Here is an 18,092-nt window from a genome sequence, read left to right on the forward strand (position 1 = left end):
TCAACGACCGAGGCCGCGGCGACGAATCGCCGTAGCAGCCGCACCGATTGCCAGCAGCACGAGCGCCGCGAGCGCAATGCCCGTGACGGTGGCGCCGGTCTGGCCCAGCGCGGCCGGCTGCTTGGCTGCGGCGTTGACCGTGGTGCCGGTCTGGCCGTTGGCCGCGTTGGCCGCATCCTTGCCGTCGCTGATCTGGCCGGTCGTGGTGCCGGTCGTGGTGGTGGTACCGGTCGCGGTGTCGGTGGTGGTGCCGGACTGATCGGTGCCGGCGTTCTGATCGGTGCCGGCGTTGCCGGCGTTCTGGTCATTACCGGACTGGTTGCCGTCGCCGCCCTGATCGGTGTTCTGGCCGCCGTTATCCGGCGTACCGTTGTTCTGGTCGTCGCCGCCGGGCTGCTGTCCACCGTTGTCCTGGTCGCCGCCGGGCTGCTGACCACCGTTATCGCCGTTCTGGTCGCCGCCGGGCTGCTGGCCACCGTTGTCCTGATCGCCACCGGGCTGCTGATCGCCGCCGTTATCCGGCTTGCCGGCGTCCGGCTTGACAGCCACGGTCACGGCCAGCGTGGCGGAGACGTCCTTGCCGTCAATGGCGGCCTTGGCGGTGATGGTGGCGGAACCGGCCTTGCCGGCCACCACGGTCTGCTCGTCATATCCGGCGGCGGCCTTCGGGGCGTCGGCCGTCTTCTCGCGGAAGCTCACCACCTGCGGATCGGAGGACGTCCACTCCACCGTCGCACCGGCAGCCTGTTCGCCTTCACCCAGCACGCGGAGGGTCTGCTCGTCGCCCTCGTTGAGCTTGAGCTCGGTGAGCGTCTTGCCGTCGGCGTCGGTGAAGCTCAGCTTCGGCACGATCGGCGCGGGCTGCGCAGGAGCGGCGGAATCGCCCTGAGCGGACGAACCGGCGGCGTTCCTCGCCGTCACCGTAGCGGTGTAGGAGAGCGTCGGATCGAGATCCTTGAACGTGACGGACGTGGTCGGCGCCTTCACCACGCGGGTCTGAGACACCGTGCCGTCCTCGGAGGCCAGCGTCACCGCGTATTCGGTCACGGGAGAGCCGCCGTTGTCCGCCGGGGCCTGCCAGCCCACGGTGATCTCGTGCACGCCGGCAGTGAGCTTCACGTTCTCCGGGGCGCTCGGGGCCACGACCGGGCTCGGGATCACGGCCTCGGACTTGGCGGATGCGGCGGAGGATCCGATGGCGTTCCTGGCCGTCACGGTGGCCGCGTAGGCAACGCCGCGATCGTTCAGGCCGCCGATGGTGACGCTGGTCGTCTTCGGGTCCACGGTCTGGGACACGGTCTTGCCGCTGCCGTTCACCGGGCTGAGAGTAACGGTGTAGGCGGTGATGGGCGAGCCGCCATCGGCCGGAGCGGTCCAGTCAACCTTCACCTGGCCTTCGGCCGGCACGGAGACGGTCGGCTGGGCCGGGGCCTCGGGAGCCTGCGGCTGGGCCTTGAGCGTGATGGCGACGGCAGTATCGAGACGACGGTCGGTCAGGGACAGTCCGTGCGCGGCGGTGGTGCCGACCACGTAGGTCTTGCCGTACTGGAAGGTGCCGGCCTTGACGGTCACGGTGGTGGTGAACTCGCCGTTCTTGATGTTCGCGGGCTTCACCCACGCGGAGCCGATGAAGTCCTTGGCGCCGGTCGGGTTCACGCCCACGTTCCACACGTCGGCGTCCGCCACCACGGCGTAGGCGCCGTAGAAGGCCGCACCGCCGGTGAATCCGGTGCCCGTCACGGTGAACGTGTTGTCCACGTCCGGGTCAAGGTTCGCGGTCGGGGTCACGGTGACGGTCGGCTGTGCAGTCGGATCCGGGTTCGGCGTCACGGCCTCGGAGGCCGCGGACGGCGCGGAGGAACCGATCGCGTTGGTTGCGACCACGGTCGCGGTGTAGGACACGGCCGGAGCGGTGAGCCTGCCGAAGGTGGCGGTGGTCTCGTCCGCACCCACGGTCTTGGTCACCGCATCGCCCTGGGACGGGGTGAGAGTGACGGTGTAGCCGGTGATGGCAGACCCGCCGTTGTCCGCCGGAGCGGTCCAGTCAACCTTCACTTGGTACGGATCGGCCATGGAGGACGGGGTGGAGACGGTCGGCTGGGCCGGCGCATCGGGGGCGAGCAGCGGTGCGGACACGGTCACCACGCGCTTGGCGGTGGCGACGTTGCCGGCCTTGTCCTTGGCGGTGTAGGTCAGCGTGTACGTGCCGGCCTTGGAGGTGTCGACCGTGCCGTCCACGGTGAAGTCGACCTTGCCGTCCACGTCGTCGGTGGCGGTCACGCCGGCCTTCGGGTCGAACGCGGAGCCGAACGGAACGGTCACGTCGTTCACGCCGGAGAACGTGGGCTTGACGGTGTCCGGCTTCACGGTGGTGTAGGTGATGGTGATCGGCTCGGTGGGCTTGCGCGGCTGGATGGTCTTTTCGCCGCCGTAGGAGGTCCACCAGTATGAGGTCTGGCCGGTCTTCACCGAGTAACGCAGCCAGGAGGCGGGGAAGGCGCCCCACCAGGCGGCGTTCTCGGCGGTCTTCTCGGCCTGCGCATTGCGGCCGGCCACGTCGTCCGGCACGGTGACGCCCAGATAGTCCGGGGTGACGGTGATGCCCTGCGCGGTCACGTCAACCTTGGTGTTCTCAAGGTCCGCGAGGTGAACCTGCTCGGCTTCGAGCTTGTTCCACTTCGTGGGGTCGTCCATGTCCGCGCCGTAGCCGGAGGCCGTGGCGGTGATGACGCCTTTGCCGTCCTTCACGTCCAGCACCGGGTCCGTGAGCGACCAGTACGTCATGCCGCCGTAGTAGACGACCGTGAAAGATCCCTTCCATTCGATGTGCGCGCTGTCCGTCTCCGGGTTCACAGTGCCGGTGCCCTCGGAGATGCGCACCACGTTGCCGGAGTAGGTCGGCTGCTCGGAGGGAGCGGTCGCGGGGGCGTTCGGATCCTTGCGGCTGTCGGTGGGCTTGAACGTGAGGCCGGCGGTGATGCCGTTGATGTTCGTGCCGTACTCGTTGGTGCACTTGGTCTTCCACGTCGGAGCCACCCAGTTGCCGTCCGCCGTGGGCTTGAGGATCTCCACGTTGCCGTCCGAGGTCTTGTACAGGCCCTTGGACTCGGTCCAGATGCCGGAGCCGCCGTTGTCCCCGGCCACGCCGGCGGACAGGAAGTTGCAGCCGCCGAAGTAGGCGCCGCCGCCGGACTCGTTGTTGACGGCCCACTGGAAGGTGACGTTGGAGGCATTGAGATCGCCGGCATTCGCCGCGGATGCGGACGGCACCACGAGCCCCACGCCGAGCGTCGCCACGGACGCCACGGAGGCGATCAGCGCAGTCAAACGATTACTGCGCTTGCGCGTTGATGAGTACACTTCTTCTTCCTTTCACGAAGTCGTACGGAACTTCACAACCATGAATGGCCCGCATGCCCGGCCCCTGTTGACCCATGCATTGCTGACGGGCTCGCGCACTGCGGAAATCCGCGCTCAACGTACCAAGGAAATTTCCAAAGAAAAAGACTTGTTTTTCTCACCGCGCCCGACTAATCGCGCGTGCGTGATACCATGCCGGCCGCCGCAACGCAATACCGGTATTCATGCAATCGCCCACACCGCTGTGAGCTCTTGCACGGCCTTATGCGATGCCGATGCCGTCCGCAAATCGCTCGATCGGTCCAACCTACGCATACCAAAACGCAGATTGGACCGATCATGCGAAAAATCACCCGTTCGAGGGCCACTTTTTCGCGCAATCGGTCCAATCTGTGATTCAGGGCGCACACGTTGGACCGATCATGCGATCCCGACCAGTCCGCACGGCCCGTTCAGCGCAGGCCCGCGCAACCGCAGCCCGTCAGCGCACACCCGCGCTGCCCGCCGCCCGGGCTACCACTCAGATCGCACCGTACTCGCGCAGCAGCTTGCCGATGTCCGTGCCGTCGAGCTTCCTGAGCACCTTGCCGAGCATGGCCTTCTCCACGAAGTTGAGCTTCATCGCGGTCACGGGCGCGCCGTCGCGCAGCTTCACCGTGGCGTTGAGCAGATTGCGCACGTCGTACACGCTGCCCCACACCTCCGGCACGCCGCGATCCACGCCGGCCAGCGTGTACACGGCCTCCATGCCGGTGCGCATGGAATACTCGGTGGTGAAGATCGTGCCGCGCGGGGTCTCCGCGAACTGGCCCAGGAAGGCGAAGTTCACCGCGCCGTCGGGCACCACGTCCGGACGGTCGCCGGCAGCACGTGGCATGAAGAATGCGGTGATGTACGGCATCATGACCGGCACGGTGTTCGCATGGTCGTGCGCGAGCGCATGGATGCGATCCTCCGGCACGCCCATCTGCCACAGCCACTCCTCGCAGATCTCCTCGCCGGTGCATTCGGTCATCGGCTTCTTCACGTAGTTGCCGGGCTTGTCCGGGAACAGGCCGTACACCCACACGCACAGCTGGTCCTTCGGCTGGTCGCGGAACTGCTGCTGGCGGTTCAGCGTCCAGCTCATGAGCCAGTTGGAATCCGTGCAGGTCACGATCCCGCCGGTCACCACATGCCCGGAGAACGGGTCGCGCTTGCAGATCTTCTGGATGTAGGGCGGAATCTCGCCGTCGAGCGTGGTCACCGTGGCACTCATCCACTTGGTGGCCTGCGGGTCGGAGCAGAACTTGTCCGGATGGCCGAAGCTCGGGTCCTGCCTGGCGATCCTGCGCCACATGTCCCAGCCGCCGCCGGGCTTGATGTCCGGATTCCAACCGGCCGGCTCGTTCTGCGAACCCATGGTGGAGTTCTCAACGCAGCCGCCGTTGGTGATGAACACGAAATCGTCCTCGGTCAGGTCCACCGCCTGCATGGTCCCGTCGCCGTCCGTGAGCACGATCCGCTTGGCCAGCTTGCGCTCCGGGCTCGAATACGGGTTGCGCGCGAACTGCGCCTGCTGGATCTTCTGGATCGTGTCCTGCCCGGTGCCGGTCACCGCGCGCTTGGGCCCTACTCCCCCGCCGATCTCGAACTCCACGTTCTCCACCTTCGTGTTGAAGTGAAACTGCACGCCGGCCTGCTTCAGGTATTCGATCATGGGCAGGATCATCGACTCGTACTGGTTGTAGCGGGTGAACCGCAGCGCGGAGAAATCCGGCAGACCGCCGATGTGGTGGATGTAGCGCTTGATGTACAGCTTCATCTCCAGAGCGGAATGCCAGTTCTCGAACGCGAACATGGTGCGCCAGTACATCCAGAAGTTGGAGTTCAGCACCTCGTCGTCGAAGAAGTCGGTGATCGGCTTGTCGTACAGCTCCTCGTCCGGCGTGAAGAACAGCTTCATGATCTCCATGGCCGCCTTGTCCGTCAGGCCGAACTTGCCCTCGGTGCCGGCGTCCCTGCCGCGGTCCTTGGTGGCACGGCACAGCGAGTAGTTCGGATCCTCCTTGTTGAGCCAGTAGTACTCGTCCAGCACGGAGACGTCCGGATTCTCGACCGACGGGATGGACCGGAACAGATCCCACATCACCTCGAAATGGTTGTCCATCTCGCGCCCGCCGCGCATCACGTAGCCGAGGCCGGGGATGTTGAGGCCGTCGCATGCACCGCCGGGAACCGCGTCCTTCTCGTAGATGTGGATGCGTTCGCCGGGCATCTGCGCGTCGCGCACCAGATAGCAGGCGGCAGACAGCGCCGCAAGCCCGGTGCCGATGATGTACGCGCTCTTGCGTTCGATGCCGGCGGGCTTCCGTGGACGCGCGAATGCTTCGTAGTTGCCGCTGGAGTAATACATGTGACCCTCCTTTGGGGTTCGTGCGGGCCGGGCGGGCCGCGGAGCCATGGGGTTCCGGCGGGGGCCGCCCGTTTGCCTCCTTGCCTCCATTGTGCCTCAGGGATGCCAAACGTTGGCCGAACAGTGAACAGCGTGTTGTCCGATTAGCAACTGCGACCGATCGCTCTCCTATGCGTCTGGATCCGCTACCGTTCCGGCTTTCGGCTGCCTGACCGGCCCCAAACCAGCCGCCGGCCAGGCCGCGCCGGAACCGCCGCAGAAACCGAATGCGGCGGCTGAACCGGACCAGATCGGGGCATTCCGCGTCCGAAACAGCAGCCGCTCGCGGCAACGGGTATAGTCGGAGCAAAGAACTGCGCAACACCCAAGGAAAGAAGGCCAATGATGCCCGTTGCCACCTGCGGTTCCGTATCCGTCCTGACGCTGGGTCTTCCCGTTTCCACCGCGATTCCGGCCGAAAAGGGCGCACTGCCCAAGGCCGCGTTCGTGGGGCGAGGCCCGATCTCCGCCAAGCTCAAGGCGCGCCTCACCACGGACATTACCGCGATCACATTGCTCGGACTATTGCGACCGGCGAACGCAGGAGTCGCGGACGGCCGGCGCGTGCACGAGATCCTGGTGCTTGGCCTGCGGCTGAATGCCGGCAATACACAGGAAGCCGGACCGCGCATACCGGTCGAGGTCATTGAGCATATTGCGGCGCAGCGCTCCGGTGGCGGCATCCTGTTCGTCTGCGTGGCGGATGGCGACACCGCCGAAGGCAAGCCCGCCGAGCGATGCGCACTGGCGGTACGCCGACGTCTGCCCGGGCGGGCCGGCCATGTGGAGCGATTCGCCGTATACGCCGGGGAATGGGAGGATCCGGCGGATCTGCTGGTGGAGGTTTCCGGAGCGAGCATGGACAACGTATGGGATTCCCTGTGCTCGCAGGTGATCTTCGGTTCGGAGGACCCCGCCAATCTGGACGAGCGACTCGTCCGACGCGACCGCATCGCCGCGCTCGAGGCGGACGAGGCCCGGCTGGTAGGCGACCACAGGCGTGCCAAGGATCCCGTCAAGCGCAACGAGGCCTTCGCCAAGCTCGCCAAGGTACGCGCCGAACTGGCCCAGCTGCGCGGGGAGCGCGGCTAGCATGGCCGGTTGAGCCAGCACCGTCTTGGCGCACACCGCCCGGAGCGGCCGCCACACGCCGGAGCCATCCGCGCTGCAGCCATCAGCGCATATCGAGGCTATGGCTATCTGCGTTCGTGGGGGAGATTAGCGCGCTTGCAGCAAGCTATCTGCATTCGTGGGGCACTCAATGAGGAGAAAACAGACCTCCAAGCGAGGTGAATCCGCAGTATTCCACCCACATGCCCACCATATCCTGGCGGTGCAGCACCCCACGAACGCAGATAGCTTCTTGCAAAGCGCTGATTCCACCCCACGAACGCAGATAGCGCATGTCAGAAGGCACTTTCACGCGGCGGAGTCATCCACGGACCGCCTTCCCTTCCTTATGCCGCACGCCGGGACCGTTGCACTCACGATTCCCCTCGGCACCGCGCCGCCGCATCCTCCCACGCCTTGGTGAAACCGATTTCACTTTTAGCGGGGAGATGGCATACTGGACACCGTACCCACGTTCCACAGAAAGGACCGACAATGACGTTGAAGATCGCCATCGAAAACCAGTCCGGCGCCCAGCTGGCCGCAGCCGAGGCCGCCGACCGCGCCATACTCGTCTACCGCGCACCCTACATTCCGGGAGACATGATCCGTTTCACCGTGCCCGAGCCCGGCTATTACCAGGTGCGCGCCGACGATGCGGTGGACGAGACGCTCGTCTACCTGACCGGCACCGCATTCACCTTCGCCGTCCCGTTCGAGGATGCCGCCATCCCTTACAGCCCCAAGGCCTTCCAGGGCGACCTGCATCTGCTGTCCCTGCGCGCCGCCACCGACGAGGAAGCCCACGCCTACGGCAATCTGGCCCTCAACCCGCTCGACCAGCACGACGAACCCGGCGTCTTCCCCCACGCGCACGCCAATGCCGAAACTCGTAACGAGCCGGTGTTCTTCGCGCGCAACGCCATCGACGGCATCACCGCCAACGCCTCCCACGGACTGTGGCCCTTCGCCACGTGGGGCAACGACAGCCGCGACGACGCCGAAATCACCGTGGAGTTCGGCCGCCCCGTGGATCTGGACGAGATCGTGCTCGTCACCCGCGCCGACTTCCCGCACGACAACTGGTGGACGCAGGCCGACCTCACCTTCTCCGACGGCAGCACGCAGACCGTGCACATGGAGAAGAGCGACCAGCCCCACCGCTTCCCCGTCAGCGCCAAGGCCGTCACGTGGGTGAAGCTCGGCAACCTCGTCAAGGCCGACGACCCGTCCCCGTGGGCGGCGCTGGTGCAGCTCGAAGCCTACGGCCGCCCCACCGTCTGATCGATCCCGCCATTGCGGGCGGAACGCTTCCCGCCCGCAATGCCCGAAGGCCGGTGCCTGTGGAACGGCACCGGCCTTCAACGTTTCTTGGAAGACATACCTTCGGGGGATATGCCTCGGAAGGCATGTCCCCCGGCAATTGCGCCCTCGGCGGCTATGCGCTCAGAACCCCAGACGCGTGCGCCCGAACTGATCCAGCCACCGCAGGATCGCACCCTCGCGCAACGCCCACGGGCAGATCTCGACCTCCTGCACGTTGAGCGCCTTCATGATCTCGTCGGCAACGATGCCGCCGCCCACGATCTGCATGGTACGTTCCGGGGTGATGCCGGGCAGGGCCACGCGCTGCTCGGGTTCGATGGCGGCGAGGCGCGGAATCCAGTCCTCGAGCTGCTCGCGCGTCATGATCCACGAGTCCTCGCGCCCGGGCGAGCGCATGACCGCGCCGGCAAGGCGGGCCAGGGAGCGGAACGTCTTGGAGGTGCCGACCGCATGGTTGGGCATCTTGGACTTGGGGAAGCTCTTGACCATCGGCTCGAGGATCTTGCGCACGTGGGCGCGAGCGCTTTCGAGCTCGGCCGCGGTGGCGGTGCCTTCCGGCAGGTACTTGGTGGTGATGCGTCCGGCGCCGGCGGGCACGGACAGGGCCACGGTGGGTTCCTCGTCGGAGCCCATGGCCACCTCGAGCGAGCCGCCGCCGATGTCGAACACGAGCAGTCGGCCGGCGTCCCAGCCGTACCAGCGGCGGGCGGCCAGGAACGTGAGTCGCGCCTCGTCGGTGCCGGACAGCACGGTGACGCCCTGGCCGATGCGCTCCTCGATCTTGTGCAGGATCTTGTTGCCGTTGGGCGCCTCGCGGATGGCGGAGGTGGCCATGGCGAGCAGCTGGGTGATGTCGTATTCCTCGGCCAGCTTCATGCACTGGTCCACGGCCTCAAGGATGGCCTCGATGCCGCTTTTCTTGATGGAGCCGTCCTCCTTGAGGTACTTCATGAGCCGTACCGTGGTCTTGGTGGAGGCTTCGGGCTCGGGGCGCGCGCCGGGGGCGGCGTCCACGATGAGCATGTGCACGGTGTTGGAGCCGATGTCCAGCACGCCGAGTCGGGTGGTATGGGAGCGCAGATTAATCACAATCTACGAGGGTAGCACCGCCCGGGGGCCGCCCGCACCCACCTGTGCCCGCCGCACCCGGCCGCGCTACAGTTCGAAACCGAGCTCCTTGGCGGCCTCGGTGGGCACCGGATCGTCGCACCAGAGGTCCTCAAGGTTCTCGGTGGCGGCGAGGGAGCGGATCTCCGCGCGGTCGATGTACAGTTCGCCGCTCAGATGGTCGGTTTCGTGCTGGAAGATGCGCGCCGGCCAGCCGTGCAGATGCTCCTTGTGGTGCTGGCCGCGCTCGTCGTCCCACTCGGCGGTCACGTCGAGCCAGCGGCGGCGCACGGCCTGATAGCCGTCGAAGCTCAGGCAACCCTCGTAGAAGCTGCGGGTCTCCTCGCCGATCGGCTCGTACTTGGGGTTGATGATCGCGCGGAACGGGAATTCGGCGATCTCGCGCGGGTCGTCGGCGTCGTCGCGCACATGGTCCTCCACAACGGCGATGGCGAGGTTCAGCCCGACCTGCGGGCCGGCGAGTCCCACGCCGGGGGCTTCGAGCATGGTGGTGTGCATCACGTCGATGAGCTTGTTCAGCGTGGACTTGCGCAGCTGGCCGTCGTAGCGCACGCACTGCTGGCGCAGCACGGGCTCGCCGGCCTGCACGATCGGCAGGATCTTCTCCTTGCCGCCTTCCTTGAGCAGCTGTTCGACCTCGTTGGTCAGCTCGATGTTGACTTTCGTGTTCTTCCCGAACATGGACGCGGTTCTCCTTGATTCTTGCGTACGGGGCGGGCTCGGTCTCGGCCTACAGGGCCAGCTCGTCGGCGACGACCTTGGCGAGGCGCTCGCACACCTCGTCGGCCTGCTCCTGCGTGGCGGCCTCGGCCATCACGCGCACCAGCGGTTCCGTGCCGGACGGGCGCAGCAGCACGCGGCCGGAGTCGCCGAGCAGCTTGGACTCGCGCTCGACGGCGGCCTGCACCTTGGCGTTGGTGGTGGCGGCCATCTTGTCCACGTTGGGCACGTTAACGAGCTGCTGCGGCAGCTGCGGGAAGTCGGCGGCGAGTTCCTTGAGGCTCTTGCCGGACTGCACCACCTCGTTGCACAGGGTGAGCGCGGTGAGCGTGCCGTCGCCGGTGGTGGCGAATTCGCGGTTGATCACGTGCCCGGACTGCTCGCCGCCGAGCGAGTAGTTGCCGCGCAGCATCTCCTCGAGCACGTAGCGGTCGCCCACGGCGGTCTGCACGGTGGTGATGCCCATGTCCTTCAGGGCGAGCTTCAGACCGAGGTTGCTCATCACGGTGACGACGAGCGTGTTGTGGTTGAGCTTGCCCTGGCGCTTCTTGGCGCGGGCGAGGATGCCCATGATCTGATCGCCGTTGACCATGTTGCCGTCCTCGTCCACGGCGAGGCAGCGATCGGCGTCGCCGTCGAACGCCACGCCCATCACCGCGTCGGACGCCTTGACCATGGCCTGCAGCTGCTCGGGGTGCGTGGAGCCGGCGTGGCGGTTGATGTTGTAGCCGTCAGGGGAGGCGTTGATCACGATCACTTCGGCGCCGGCGCGGCGCAGCGCGGTGGGGGCGACCACGGAAGTGGCGCCGTTCGCACAGTCGGCCACGATCTTGAGGCCCTTGAGCGGCTTGGGCTGAACCTTGTCCGCGCCGATGGGGGCGATGGTGGAGACCAGATGGTCGATGTACAGGTCGGTGGCGGTCTTGGTGTCGTGGCTGATGCGGCCCACGCCGGCGCCGGTGGGGCGCTTCCAGTCCTGGCCGAGCACCGCTTCGATGTCGTCCTCCTTGCTGTCCGGCAGCTTGAAGCCGCCGCGCGCGAAGAACTTGATGCCGTTGTCCGGCATGGGGTTGTGGGATGCGGAGATGACCGCGCCCATCTCCACGTTGAGCACGGAGGTCAGATAGGCTACGCCCGGGGTGGGGATGATGCCCGCGTCGATCACGTCGAAGCCGCCGGCGGCCATGCCCGCGGACAGCGCTGCGGCCAGGAAATCTCCGGAGACGCGCGTGTCACGTCCGACGAGCGCGCGACGGCGGCCTTCGGGCTGGTCGTCCTTGGTGCCGGAGTCTCCCAGCACGCGCACGGCCGCGTCTCCCAAATCCAACGCCAGCCGGGCCGTCAGGTCCTTGTTCGCCAATCCTCGAACGCCATCGGTTCCGAACATCTTGGGCATGTTCCACATCCTTGCTTGTCAACCGCCCGCGGCCCGCCGCCGCCGGCTTCCCAAATACCGTGCACCATCGTACCCAACCGCGCCCGCCCCGCCCCGCGCGACGCGCGTTCCTGCCCAATTCGGTCGCATATGGCGGGCGCAGACGGCAGACCGATCAACGAATCAGGGCCCTTCCTCGCCACGGAGAGGAAGGGCCCTGACTGTTGCCGGCGGTTATCGCGTCAGCCTTGAAGGCTGCGAGCTATGAAGGTTGCGACGCCGTTCACGCCTTCTCGTTGTACTTGCGGACCTTGAGGGTGCGGTGCGAGCTGGCCACGTTCTCGATGATGATGCGGCGCAGCGCGCGGTCGGCGTCCTTGTGGTCCTCGAGCCACTGGTCGCCCAGACGGGTCAGGGTCTCCGGGTCGGCGTAGATCGGGTACAGACCGTTGAGCAGGGCGTCGGCCATGTGGTAGGTCTTGTTCTTCCAGATCCAGTCGACGGCCTCGAAGTACTTGGCCGCGTACGGCTCGGCCAGATCGGGGCGCGGGGTGGCGGCGAAGCCGCGGGCGATCGCCTCGAGCTGCATGTTGGTCAGCTCGTCGTTGTGCAGCGCCTGATCCCACGCCCACGCCTTGGCTTCGGCGGTGGCAAGGGCGGCACGCGCACCCAACGCGAACTCGCGGTTCTCGGTGGTCTCCTTGCGGGCCAGTTCCTCGTTGATACCGTCCACGTCGGTGTTGTTCGTGTTGGCGAGCGCGGACATGATGGTCCAGCGCAGGTTGTTGTCGATCGTGAGGCCCTTGAAGCGCACGAAGTCGTCGAGCAGGCCCTCGGCGTGGTGGGCGAAGGTTTCGTCGTCCTCGGTGCCGTAGCCCAGATAGGCGGTGAGCAACTGGAACTGCTGGTCGGAGCCGGGTTCGGCCTCGGCGGCGAGCGTCCACAGGCCGGCGGCCACGCTGGAGAGGGTCACCTCGCGGCGGGCGGGGGCCACGTAGTGGTGCGCGGTGGTGCTGATCTGGGCCAGCGCGTAGCGGAACGTGGTGGATTCGGTCTCGGTGCCGAGCGCCTTGAGGCTCAGAGCCACGAAGCGGGAGGCTTCGAATTCGCCGTCGCGGGTCATGTCCCACAGGCTCAGCCAGATCACGGAGCGGGCGAGCGCGTCGTCCACGCGGTACAGGTTCTTCACGGCGAAGTCGAGCGAGGCCACGTCCAGACGGATCTTGGTGTAGGTCAGGTCGTCGTCGTTGATGAGGATGAGCTGCGGACGCTTCTTGCCCACGGCCTCGCTCACCAACGTGGTTTCGCCGTCCACGTCGAGTTCGATGCGGTCGGTGCGCACCACCTTGCCGGTGGCCGGGTCCTCATTGTAGAAGCCGACGGCCAGACGGTGCTCGCGCAGCACCGGATGCTCCTCGGGCGCGGTCTGAGTGAGCTTGAGCTCGGTAATCACGCCGTCGGCGTCGGTCGTCACGTCCGCGGCAATGGTGTTGATGCCGGACTCCTCGAGCCACTGGGCGCTCCACTCCTTGAGGTCTCGGCCGGAGGTGAGCTCCAGTTCGCGCAGCAGGTCGGCCAGCGTGGCGTTGGAGTAGGCGTGCTTGGTGAGGTAGTGGTTGATGCCCTCGAAGAACTTGTCGCGGCCCACGAAGGCCACGAGCTGCTTCAGGACGGAGGCGCCCTTGGCGTAGGTGATGCCGTCGAAGTTCACTTCCGTGTCGTGCAGGTCGTTGATCGGCGCGACGATCGGGTGCGTGGTGGGCAGCTGGTCCTGACGCAGCGCCCAGCTCTTCTCGCCGGAGGAGAACGTGGCCCAGGCGTCGTGCCATTCGGTGGCCTCGGCCGTGGCGAGCGTGGAGGTGAACTCGGCGAAGGACTCGTTGAGCCACAGGTCGTTCCACCACTTCATGGTCACCAGATCACCGAACCACATGTGGGCCAGCTCGTGCAGCACGGTCACCACGCGGCGCTCGGCGAGCGCGTCGGTCACCTTGGAGTCGAACACGTACTGGTCGCGGATGGTGACCATGCCGATGTTCTCCATGGCGCCCGCGTTGTACTCGGGCACGTAGATCTGGTCGAACTTGGCGTACGGGTAGGGCACGCCCCACGTCTTGGCGTAGAACGCGAAGCCCTTCTTGGTGATGTCGAACAGGTAGTCCACGTCCTTGGCGAACGCCTCGGCGAGCGACTGACGGCAGTACTGGGCCATCGGCACCGTGCGGCCGTCCTCGTTGGCGTATTCGGTGTGCCACTCGGCGTACGGGCCGGCGCAGATGGCGGTCAGGTAGGAGCTCATCTTCGGCGTGGTCTCGAAGACCCAGCGCTTGGTGGTTTCGGCCTCATGGTCGCCCAGCGTGCCCTCGGCGGTCACGGCGTCCAGCTCCTCGGTGGAGACGACCGGCATGTTGGAGGTGACCAGCCAGGACTTGGCGGCGGTCACCGTGAAGTCGAACGTGGCCTTGAGGTCGGGCTGGTCGAACACGGCGTACACGCGGCGGGCGTCCGGCACCTCGAACTGGGAGTACAGGTACACGTTGCCGTCGGACGGGTCGACGCTGCGGTGCAGGCCCTCGCCGGTGTTGGAGTAGCGGCACAGCGCCTTGACGGTCACTTCGTTGGTTTCGGCCAGACCGGCGAGTTCGATGCGGTTGTCCCTGTAGACGACGGCCGGGTCGAGGGCCTTGCCGTTGAGGGTGACTTCGCTCACCTCGTCGGCGATGAGGTCGAGAAAGGTTGCGGAGCCCGGCTTGGCGCCGAAGGTGACGGTGGCCGTGGAGCCGAAGTTCTTGGCACCGACGGTCAGGTCGAGGTCGACCGCGTAGTGGATCGGCCCGGTGACGACGCCGTGACGTTCCTCGGCTTCGACGCGGGTGAGGTTTGCTCCTGGCATGTGTTGCTCTCCTTTGCTTGCTTCGGCCGGCGACGGCCGGTTGCCGTACGTCTGCCGTTATGCAGCCGGGGAGGGGCGGGAATCGTGTTCCCGTACCTCCCCGGCTGCCTTCGGTGGTATTTCAGATATTGCGGTGATGCAGTGCCGCGGTCACTGCTCGACGGTGCCGTTGGCGTCCACGTCGGCGATGTCCGCCACGACGGGCACGATCATCGGCTTGCGGCGCAGCTTGCGCGCCACCCAGCTGCCGAGCGTGCGGCGCATGACCTGCTGCAGACGATGGGTGTCCTTGGTGCCGTGGGCCATGGCGTCCTCGAGCACGGAGACGACCTGTTCACGCACCTGCTCGAATTCGCTGGCGTCCTCGGCCACGGCGTTGAGGAAGATCTTCGGGCCGGTGACCACTTCGGCGTTGTCCGTGTCCACCACCACGAAGCTGGATACGAAGCCTTCGGTGCCGAGCACGCGGCGCTTTTCGAGTTCCTCCTCGGTGAGCTCGCCCACCGAATCGCCGTCCACGTACACGTAGCCGCACGGCACGGAGCCTACGATCGCGGCCTTGCCATGGTAGAGGTCCACCACGTCGCCGTCCTGGGCGAGCACCACGTTCTGCGGGTCCACGCCGGTCTTCACGGCGATCAGGCCGTTGGCCACCAGATGGCGGTTCTCGCCGTGGATGGGCATGGCGCACTTGGGCTTGACGATGTTGTACATGTACAGCAGCTCACCCTCATTGCAGTGGCCGGACACGTGCACGGCCGCGTTGTCTCGGTTGACGACGCGCGCGCCGAGCTGCACGAGCTTGTTGATGACCTTGTACACCTCGTGCTCGTTGCCCGGAATGAGCGAGCTGGCGAGGATGACCGTGTCGAACTCGTTGACCTGGATGTCCGGATGCACGCCGTCTGCGATGCGGCCGAGCGCGGCCATCGGCTCGCCCTGGGAGCCGGTGCACATGTAGACGAGCTTGTCGTCCTGCACGTCCCGCGCCTGCTTCAGGTCCACGACGGTGCCTTCGGGGATGTGCAGGTAGCCGAGGTCCGCGGCGATGCCCATGTTGCGCACCATGGAACGGCCCACGAACACGACCTTGCGCCCATACTTGTGGGCGGCGTCCACCACCTGCTGCACGCGGTGCACGTGCGAGGAGAAGCTGGCGACGATGATCTTGCGCGTCGCTTCCGCAAACACGCGGTCCAGCACGGGACCGATGGTGGTTTCCGGCTTGACGAAGCCCGGAACCTCCGCGTTGGTGGAATCCATCATGAGCAGGTCGATGCCCTGTTCGCCGAGTTTGCCGAACTCCACGAGGTCGGTGATCTTGTGGTCCAGCGGCAGCTGGTCGAGCTTGATGTCGCCGGTGTCGATGATCGAGCCGGCCGGCGTCTTCACGCGCACGGCGAGGGCGTCCGGAATGGAGTGGGTGACGGTGACGAACTCGAGTTCGAAGGGACCGACCTTGAGACGGTCGCGGCCCTGCACCTCCACCTTGGTGGGGTTCTGACGGTGCTCCTTGCACTTGGCATCCACGAATCCGAGCGTGAGCTTGGAGCCGATGAGCGGAATGTCCTCGCGCAGCTTGAGCAGGTAGGGCACGCCGCCGATGTGGTCCTCGTGGCCGTGCGTGAGCACCAGCGCTTCGACCTTGTCAAGACGGTCGCGGATGTAGCCGAAGTCGGGCAGAATGAGATCGACGCCGGGCTGCTCCTCCTCCGGGAAGAGCACGCCGCAGTCGATGAGCAGCAGGTGACCGTTGTATTCGATCACGTTCATGTTGCGCCCGATCTCACCGAGGCCGCCGAGCGGCACGATGCGCATCGAACCCTTGCGGTACTTGGGCGGCGCGATGAGCGCAGTGCCCTGCTGCTGGGGTGAGGCTGTGGACTTCGCGGGCTTGCGGGACCGCGAATTGTTTCTTCTGGTGTTGTTTCTAGCCATTCTTGTGTTCTGGGTTTTCCTTGTCTTTGCCTCCGCCTGTCGCGGGGGCGACGGTTACAGCAGGCCGGCGGCGCGCATGCCCTCCTCGGCCTTGTCGAGCTGCGTGGCGTTCGGACCGACGTTCGGCAGACGCATTGCGGTGCTCGGAATGGTGCCCTTGATCTTGCATGCGGCCTTGGCCATGACGGCCTGATAGCCGTCGCCGTTGAGCGCGTGCACCAGCGGGGCGAGCTGGTTGGCGAGTCTGCGAGCGGTGGCGATGTCGCCGCGGTCGAACGCTTCGGCCAGCTGGCGCATCGGGTGGGCCGCCACGTGGGCGATCACGGAGATGATGCCTACCGCGCCGATGGACAGGAACGGCAGGTACAGACCGTCGTCGCCGGAGTACCAAGCGAGACCGGTGCGCTGCTGCTTCTCCACGGCTGCGGCCAGATCGCCGGTGGCGTCCTTGACGGCCTTGACATGTTCGAGCTCGGCGAGGCGATCGTAGGTTTCCACGCTCACCTTGAGGCCGGTGCGACCGGGGACGTCGTAGACGATGATCGGCTTTTCGGCCACCTCGTCCACGGCCCGGTAGTGCCCGACCACGCCGTCCTGACTCGGACGGGAGTAGTACGGCATGACGACGAGCACGGCATCCGCGCCCGCCTCCTGCGTCTGCTCAACCATACGCACGGTATGAGCGGTGTCGTTGGACCCGGCGCCGGAAATGACCGGCACGTCCACGGCCTCCTTGACGGCGCGCACCAGCTCCACCTTCTCGTCCATGTGGGTGGTGGGCGATTCCCCGGTGGTGCCATTGACCACGAGACCGTCAGCGCCGTCCTCCACCAAGGACTTGGCAAGCTTCTGGGCTGCGTCGTAGTCCACGGTGCCGTCGGCCTTCATCGGGGTCACCATGGCGGGCAGGACACGGCCGAACGGGGCAGGGTCAAGAAGATGCATTTCACCGTCACTCATAGTGTTCACCGTACTTCGCGGGCGGGACGCACGATCGCCAGCAGCGGACCGGCCTCCTGCTGGGACAGCACCGCCAGCGCCTCCTGCGGGGTGAGTGCGAATGCCACCGTACGCGAAACCCCGTCGTCACCGCCGCCGAACAGTCCGGAGGCACCTCCCGTTCCACCGGTCGCCTCGGTGCCGTCCGGTGCCGCACCGCCCGCCGCCACGGGAACGCTCAGCGTGAGCGCCCGTTTGGCCAGCGTGCATGGCTTTCCGGCCGCAGCGCTCCCGCATCCGCCGGAGGAGACCAGATCCACCACGTCCCCGGGCGTGAGGCGCTCCGGCATGCTCGCCAGCCGCACTTCCACGGTGGTGCTGCCTTCGGGCGGCACGGGCATGCGCGACACCATGCCGGGGAACACCGGCTGGCCTCGAGCGATGGCCACCCGGGCCACGCCATCCCCCGCATCCTCAACGCGCCGGTAGGCCCGTTCGTTCGTCGATGCGGCGGGCACTTGCTTTACGGTGATCGCAGCCGCGGTGATCCGCTGCCCCTGTGCGATGTTCTGCGCGGCCACGACGACCGTTTCGGTGCGCACCAGAGACGCCACGCACTGCAGGGCGAAGAACACCGCCATCGCGGCACAGCAGGCGGCAGCCCACCGGCGTGCGACCGCACCGATCCGGCGGCGAGCCAACGTTCCGCTTCCGGGAGGGCCATCGGGCGACCGGAACGGCAATCGAAAGGATGTTCGAAATATCGTCATACCCGCATCATGGTCGACCGCCACGTGCGGGTCAATTCAGCGCACGCCTGTGGACGAACGTGCGGGAACGGCATCATTCCGCCGATTTCGACTGTCCGG

Annotated in this window: 11 protein-coding genes; 2 read left to right on the forward strand and 9 right to left on the reverse strand. The window is 66.5% G+C overall.

Translation table 11 applies throughout. The features are described 5' to 3' along the window. Both AC1AZA_RS09300 and AC1AZA_RS09305 read right to left on the reverse strand, forming a co-directional pair. Positions 1 to 3,360 carry a fibronectin type III domain-containing protein gene (locus tag AC1AZA_RS09300; RefSeq protein ID WP_476514383.1) on the reverse strand — a complete coding sequence of 1,120 codons (3,360 nt, stop codon included), beginning with the start codon at positions 3,358 to 3,360 and terminating at the stop codon, positions 1 to 3. 520 nt (positions 3,361 to 3,880) lie between these two features. Further along, on the reverse strand, positions 3,881 to 5,755 hold the full coding sequence (locus AC1AZA_RS09305; RefSeq protein ID WP_476514384.1) for an oleate hydratase: 1,875 nt from the start codon (positions 5,753 to 5,755) through the stop codon (positions 3,881 to 3,883). A gap of 384 nt (positions 5,756 to 6,139) precedes the next feature. Here AC1AZA_RS09305 and AC1AZA_RS09310 point away from each other — a divergent pair, with 384 nt between their 5' ends. Both AC1AZA_RS09310 and AC1AZA_RS09315 read left to right on the forward strand, forming a co-directional pair. Beyond that, positions 6,140 to 6,886, forward strand: a complete 747-nt coding sequence (locus tag AC1AZA_RS09310; protein ID WP_476514403.1) for a DUF4391 domain-containing protein — start codon at positions 6,140 to 6,142, stop codon at positions 6,884 to 6,886. 513 nt (positions 6,887 to 7,399) lie between these two features. Further along, positions 7,400 to 8,188: a hypothetical protein gene (locus tag AC1AZA_RS09315; RefSeq protein WP_476514385.1), complete on the forward strand. Its 789-nt coding sequence runs from the start codon at positions 7,400 to 7,402 to the stop codon at positions 8,186 to 8,188. Positions 8,189 to 8,350: 162 nt separating this feature from the next. On the opposite strand, the gene AC1AZA_RS09320 is transcribed toward AC1AZA_RS09315, so the two are convergent. The 7 genes from AC1AZA_RS09320 to AC1AZA_RS09350 all read right to left on the reverse strand — a co-directional run bounded on the left by AC1AZA_RS09320 (position 8,351) and on the right by AC1AZA_RS09350 (position 17,864). Then, positions 8,351 to 9,319 (reverse strand): Ppx/GppA phosphatase family protein, encoded by a 969-nt coding sequence (locus tag AC1AZA_RS09320; protein WP_476514386.1) that lies wholly within the window; start codon positions 9,317 to 9,319, stop codon positions 8,351 to 8,353. A gap of 66 nt (positions 9,320 to 9,385) precedes the next feature. Continuing rightward, positions 9,386 to 10,039 carry a peptide deformylase gene (locus tag AC1AZA_RS09325; protein ID WP_476514387.1) on the reverse strand — a complete coding sequence of 218 codons (654 nt, stop codon included), beginning with the start codon at positions 10,037 to 10,039 and terminating at the stop codon, positions 9,386 to 9,388. Positions 10,040 to 10,088: 49 nt separating this feature from the next. After that, positions 10,089 to 11,474: a phosphoglucosamine mutase gene (gene glmM / locus AC1AZA_RS09330; protein ID WP_476514388.1), complete on the reverse strand. Its 1,386-nt coding sequence runs from the start codon at positions 11,472 to 11,474 to the stop codon at positions 10,089 to 10,091. Between the two features lie 262 nt (positions 11,475 to 11,736). Then, entirely contained in the window at positions 11,737 to 14,346 is a 2,610-nt protein-coding gene (gene pepN, locus AC1AZA_RS09335) for an aminopeptidase N (RefSeq protein WP_476514389.1), read from the reverse strand. A 150-nt stretch (positions 14,347 to 14,496) separates the two neighbouring features. Next, positions 14,497 to 16,284, reverse strand: a complete 1,788-nt coding sequence (locus AC1AZA_RS09340; protein ID WP_476514390.1) for a ribonuclease J — start codon at positions 16,282 to 16,284, stop codon at positions 14,497 to 14,499. Between the two features lie 54 nt (positions 16,285 to 16,338). Continuing rightward, positions 16,339 to 17,244 carry a 4-hydroxy-tetrahydrodipicolinate synthase gene (dapA, locus tag AC1AZA_RS09345; RefSeq protein WP_476514391.1) on the reverse strand — a complete coding sequence of 302 codons (906 nt, stop codon included), beginning with the start codon at positions 17,242 to 17,244 and terminating at the stop codon, positions 16,339 to 16,341. Positions 17,245 to 17,249: 5 nt separating this feature from the next. Next, positions 17,250 to 17,864 carry an SAF domain-containing protein gene (locus AC1AZA_RS09350; protein ID WP_476514392.1) on the reverse strand — a complete coding sequence of 205 codons (615 nt, stop codon included), beginning with the start codon at positions 17,862 to 17,864 and terminating at the stop codon, positions 17,250 to 17,252. Positions 17,865 to 18,092: the final 228 nt, after the last annotated feature.

This window comes from Bifidobacterium sp. LH_389 (genome assembly GCF_056357235.1).

Bases quoted from the DNA above. Each gene is read 5' to 3' on its own strand.
- AC1AZA_RS09325 (WP_476514387.1), bottom strand. From the start codon at position 10,039: ATGTTCGGGAAGAACACGAAAGTCAACATCGAGCTGACCAACGAGGTC.
- pepN (WP_476514389.1), bottom strand. From the start codon at position 14,346: ATGCCAGGAGCAAACCTCACCCGCGTCGAAGCCGAGGAACGTCACGGC.
- AC1AZA_RS09310 (WP_476514403.1), top strand. From the start codon at position 6,140: ATGCCCGTTGCCACCTGCGGTTCCGTATCCGTCCTGACGCTGGGTCTT.
- AC1AZA_RS09305 (WP_476514384.1), bottom strand. From the start codon at position 5,755: ATGTATTACTCCAGCGGCAACTACGAAGCATTCGCGCGTCCACGGAAG.
- AC1AZA_RS09340 (WP_476514390.1), bottom strand. From the start codon at position 16,284: ATGGCTAGAAACAACACCAGAAGAAACAATTCGCGGTCCCGCAAGCCC.
- dapA (WP_476514391.1), bottom strand. From the start codon at position 17,244: ATGAGTGACGGTGAAATGCATCTTCTTGACCCTGCCCCGTTCGGCCGT.
- glmM (WP_476514388.1), bottom strand. From the start codon at position 11,474: ATGCCCAAGATGTTCGGAACCGATGGCGTTCGAGGATTGGCGAACAAG.
- AC1AZA_RS09350 (WP_476514392.1), bottom strand. From the start codon at position 17,864: ATGGCGGTGTTCTTCGCCCTGCAGTGCGTGGCGTCTCTGGTGCGCACC.
- AC1AZA_RS09315 (WP_476514385.1), top strand. From the start codon at position 7,400: ATGACGTTGAAGATCGCCATCGAAAACCAGTCCGGCGCCCAGCTGGCC.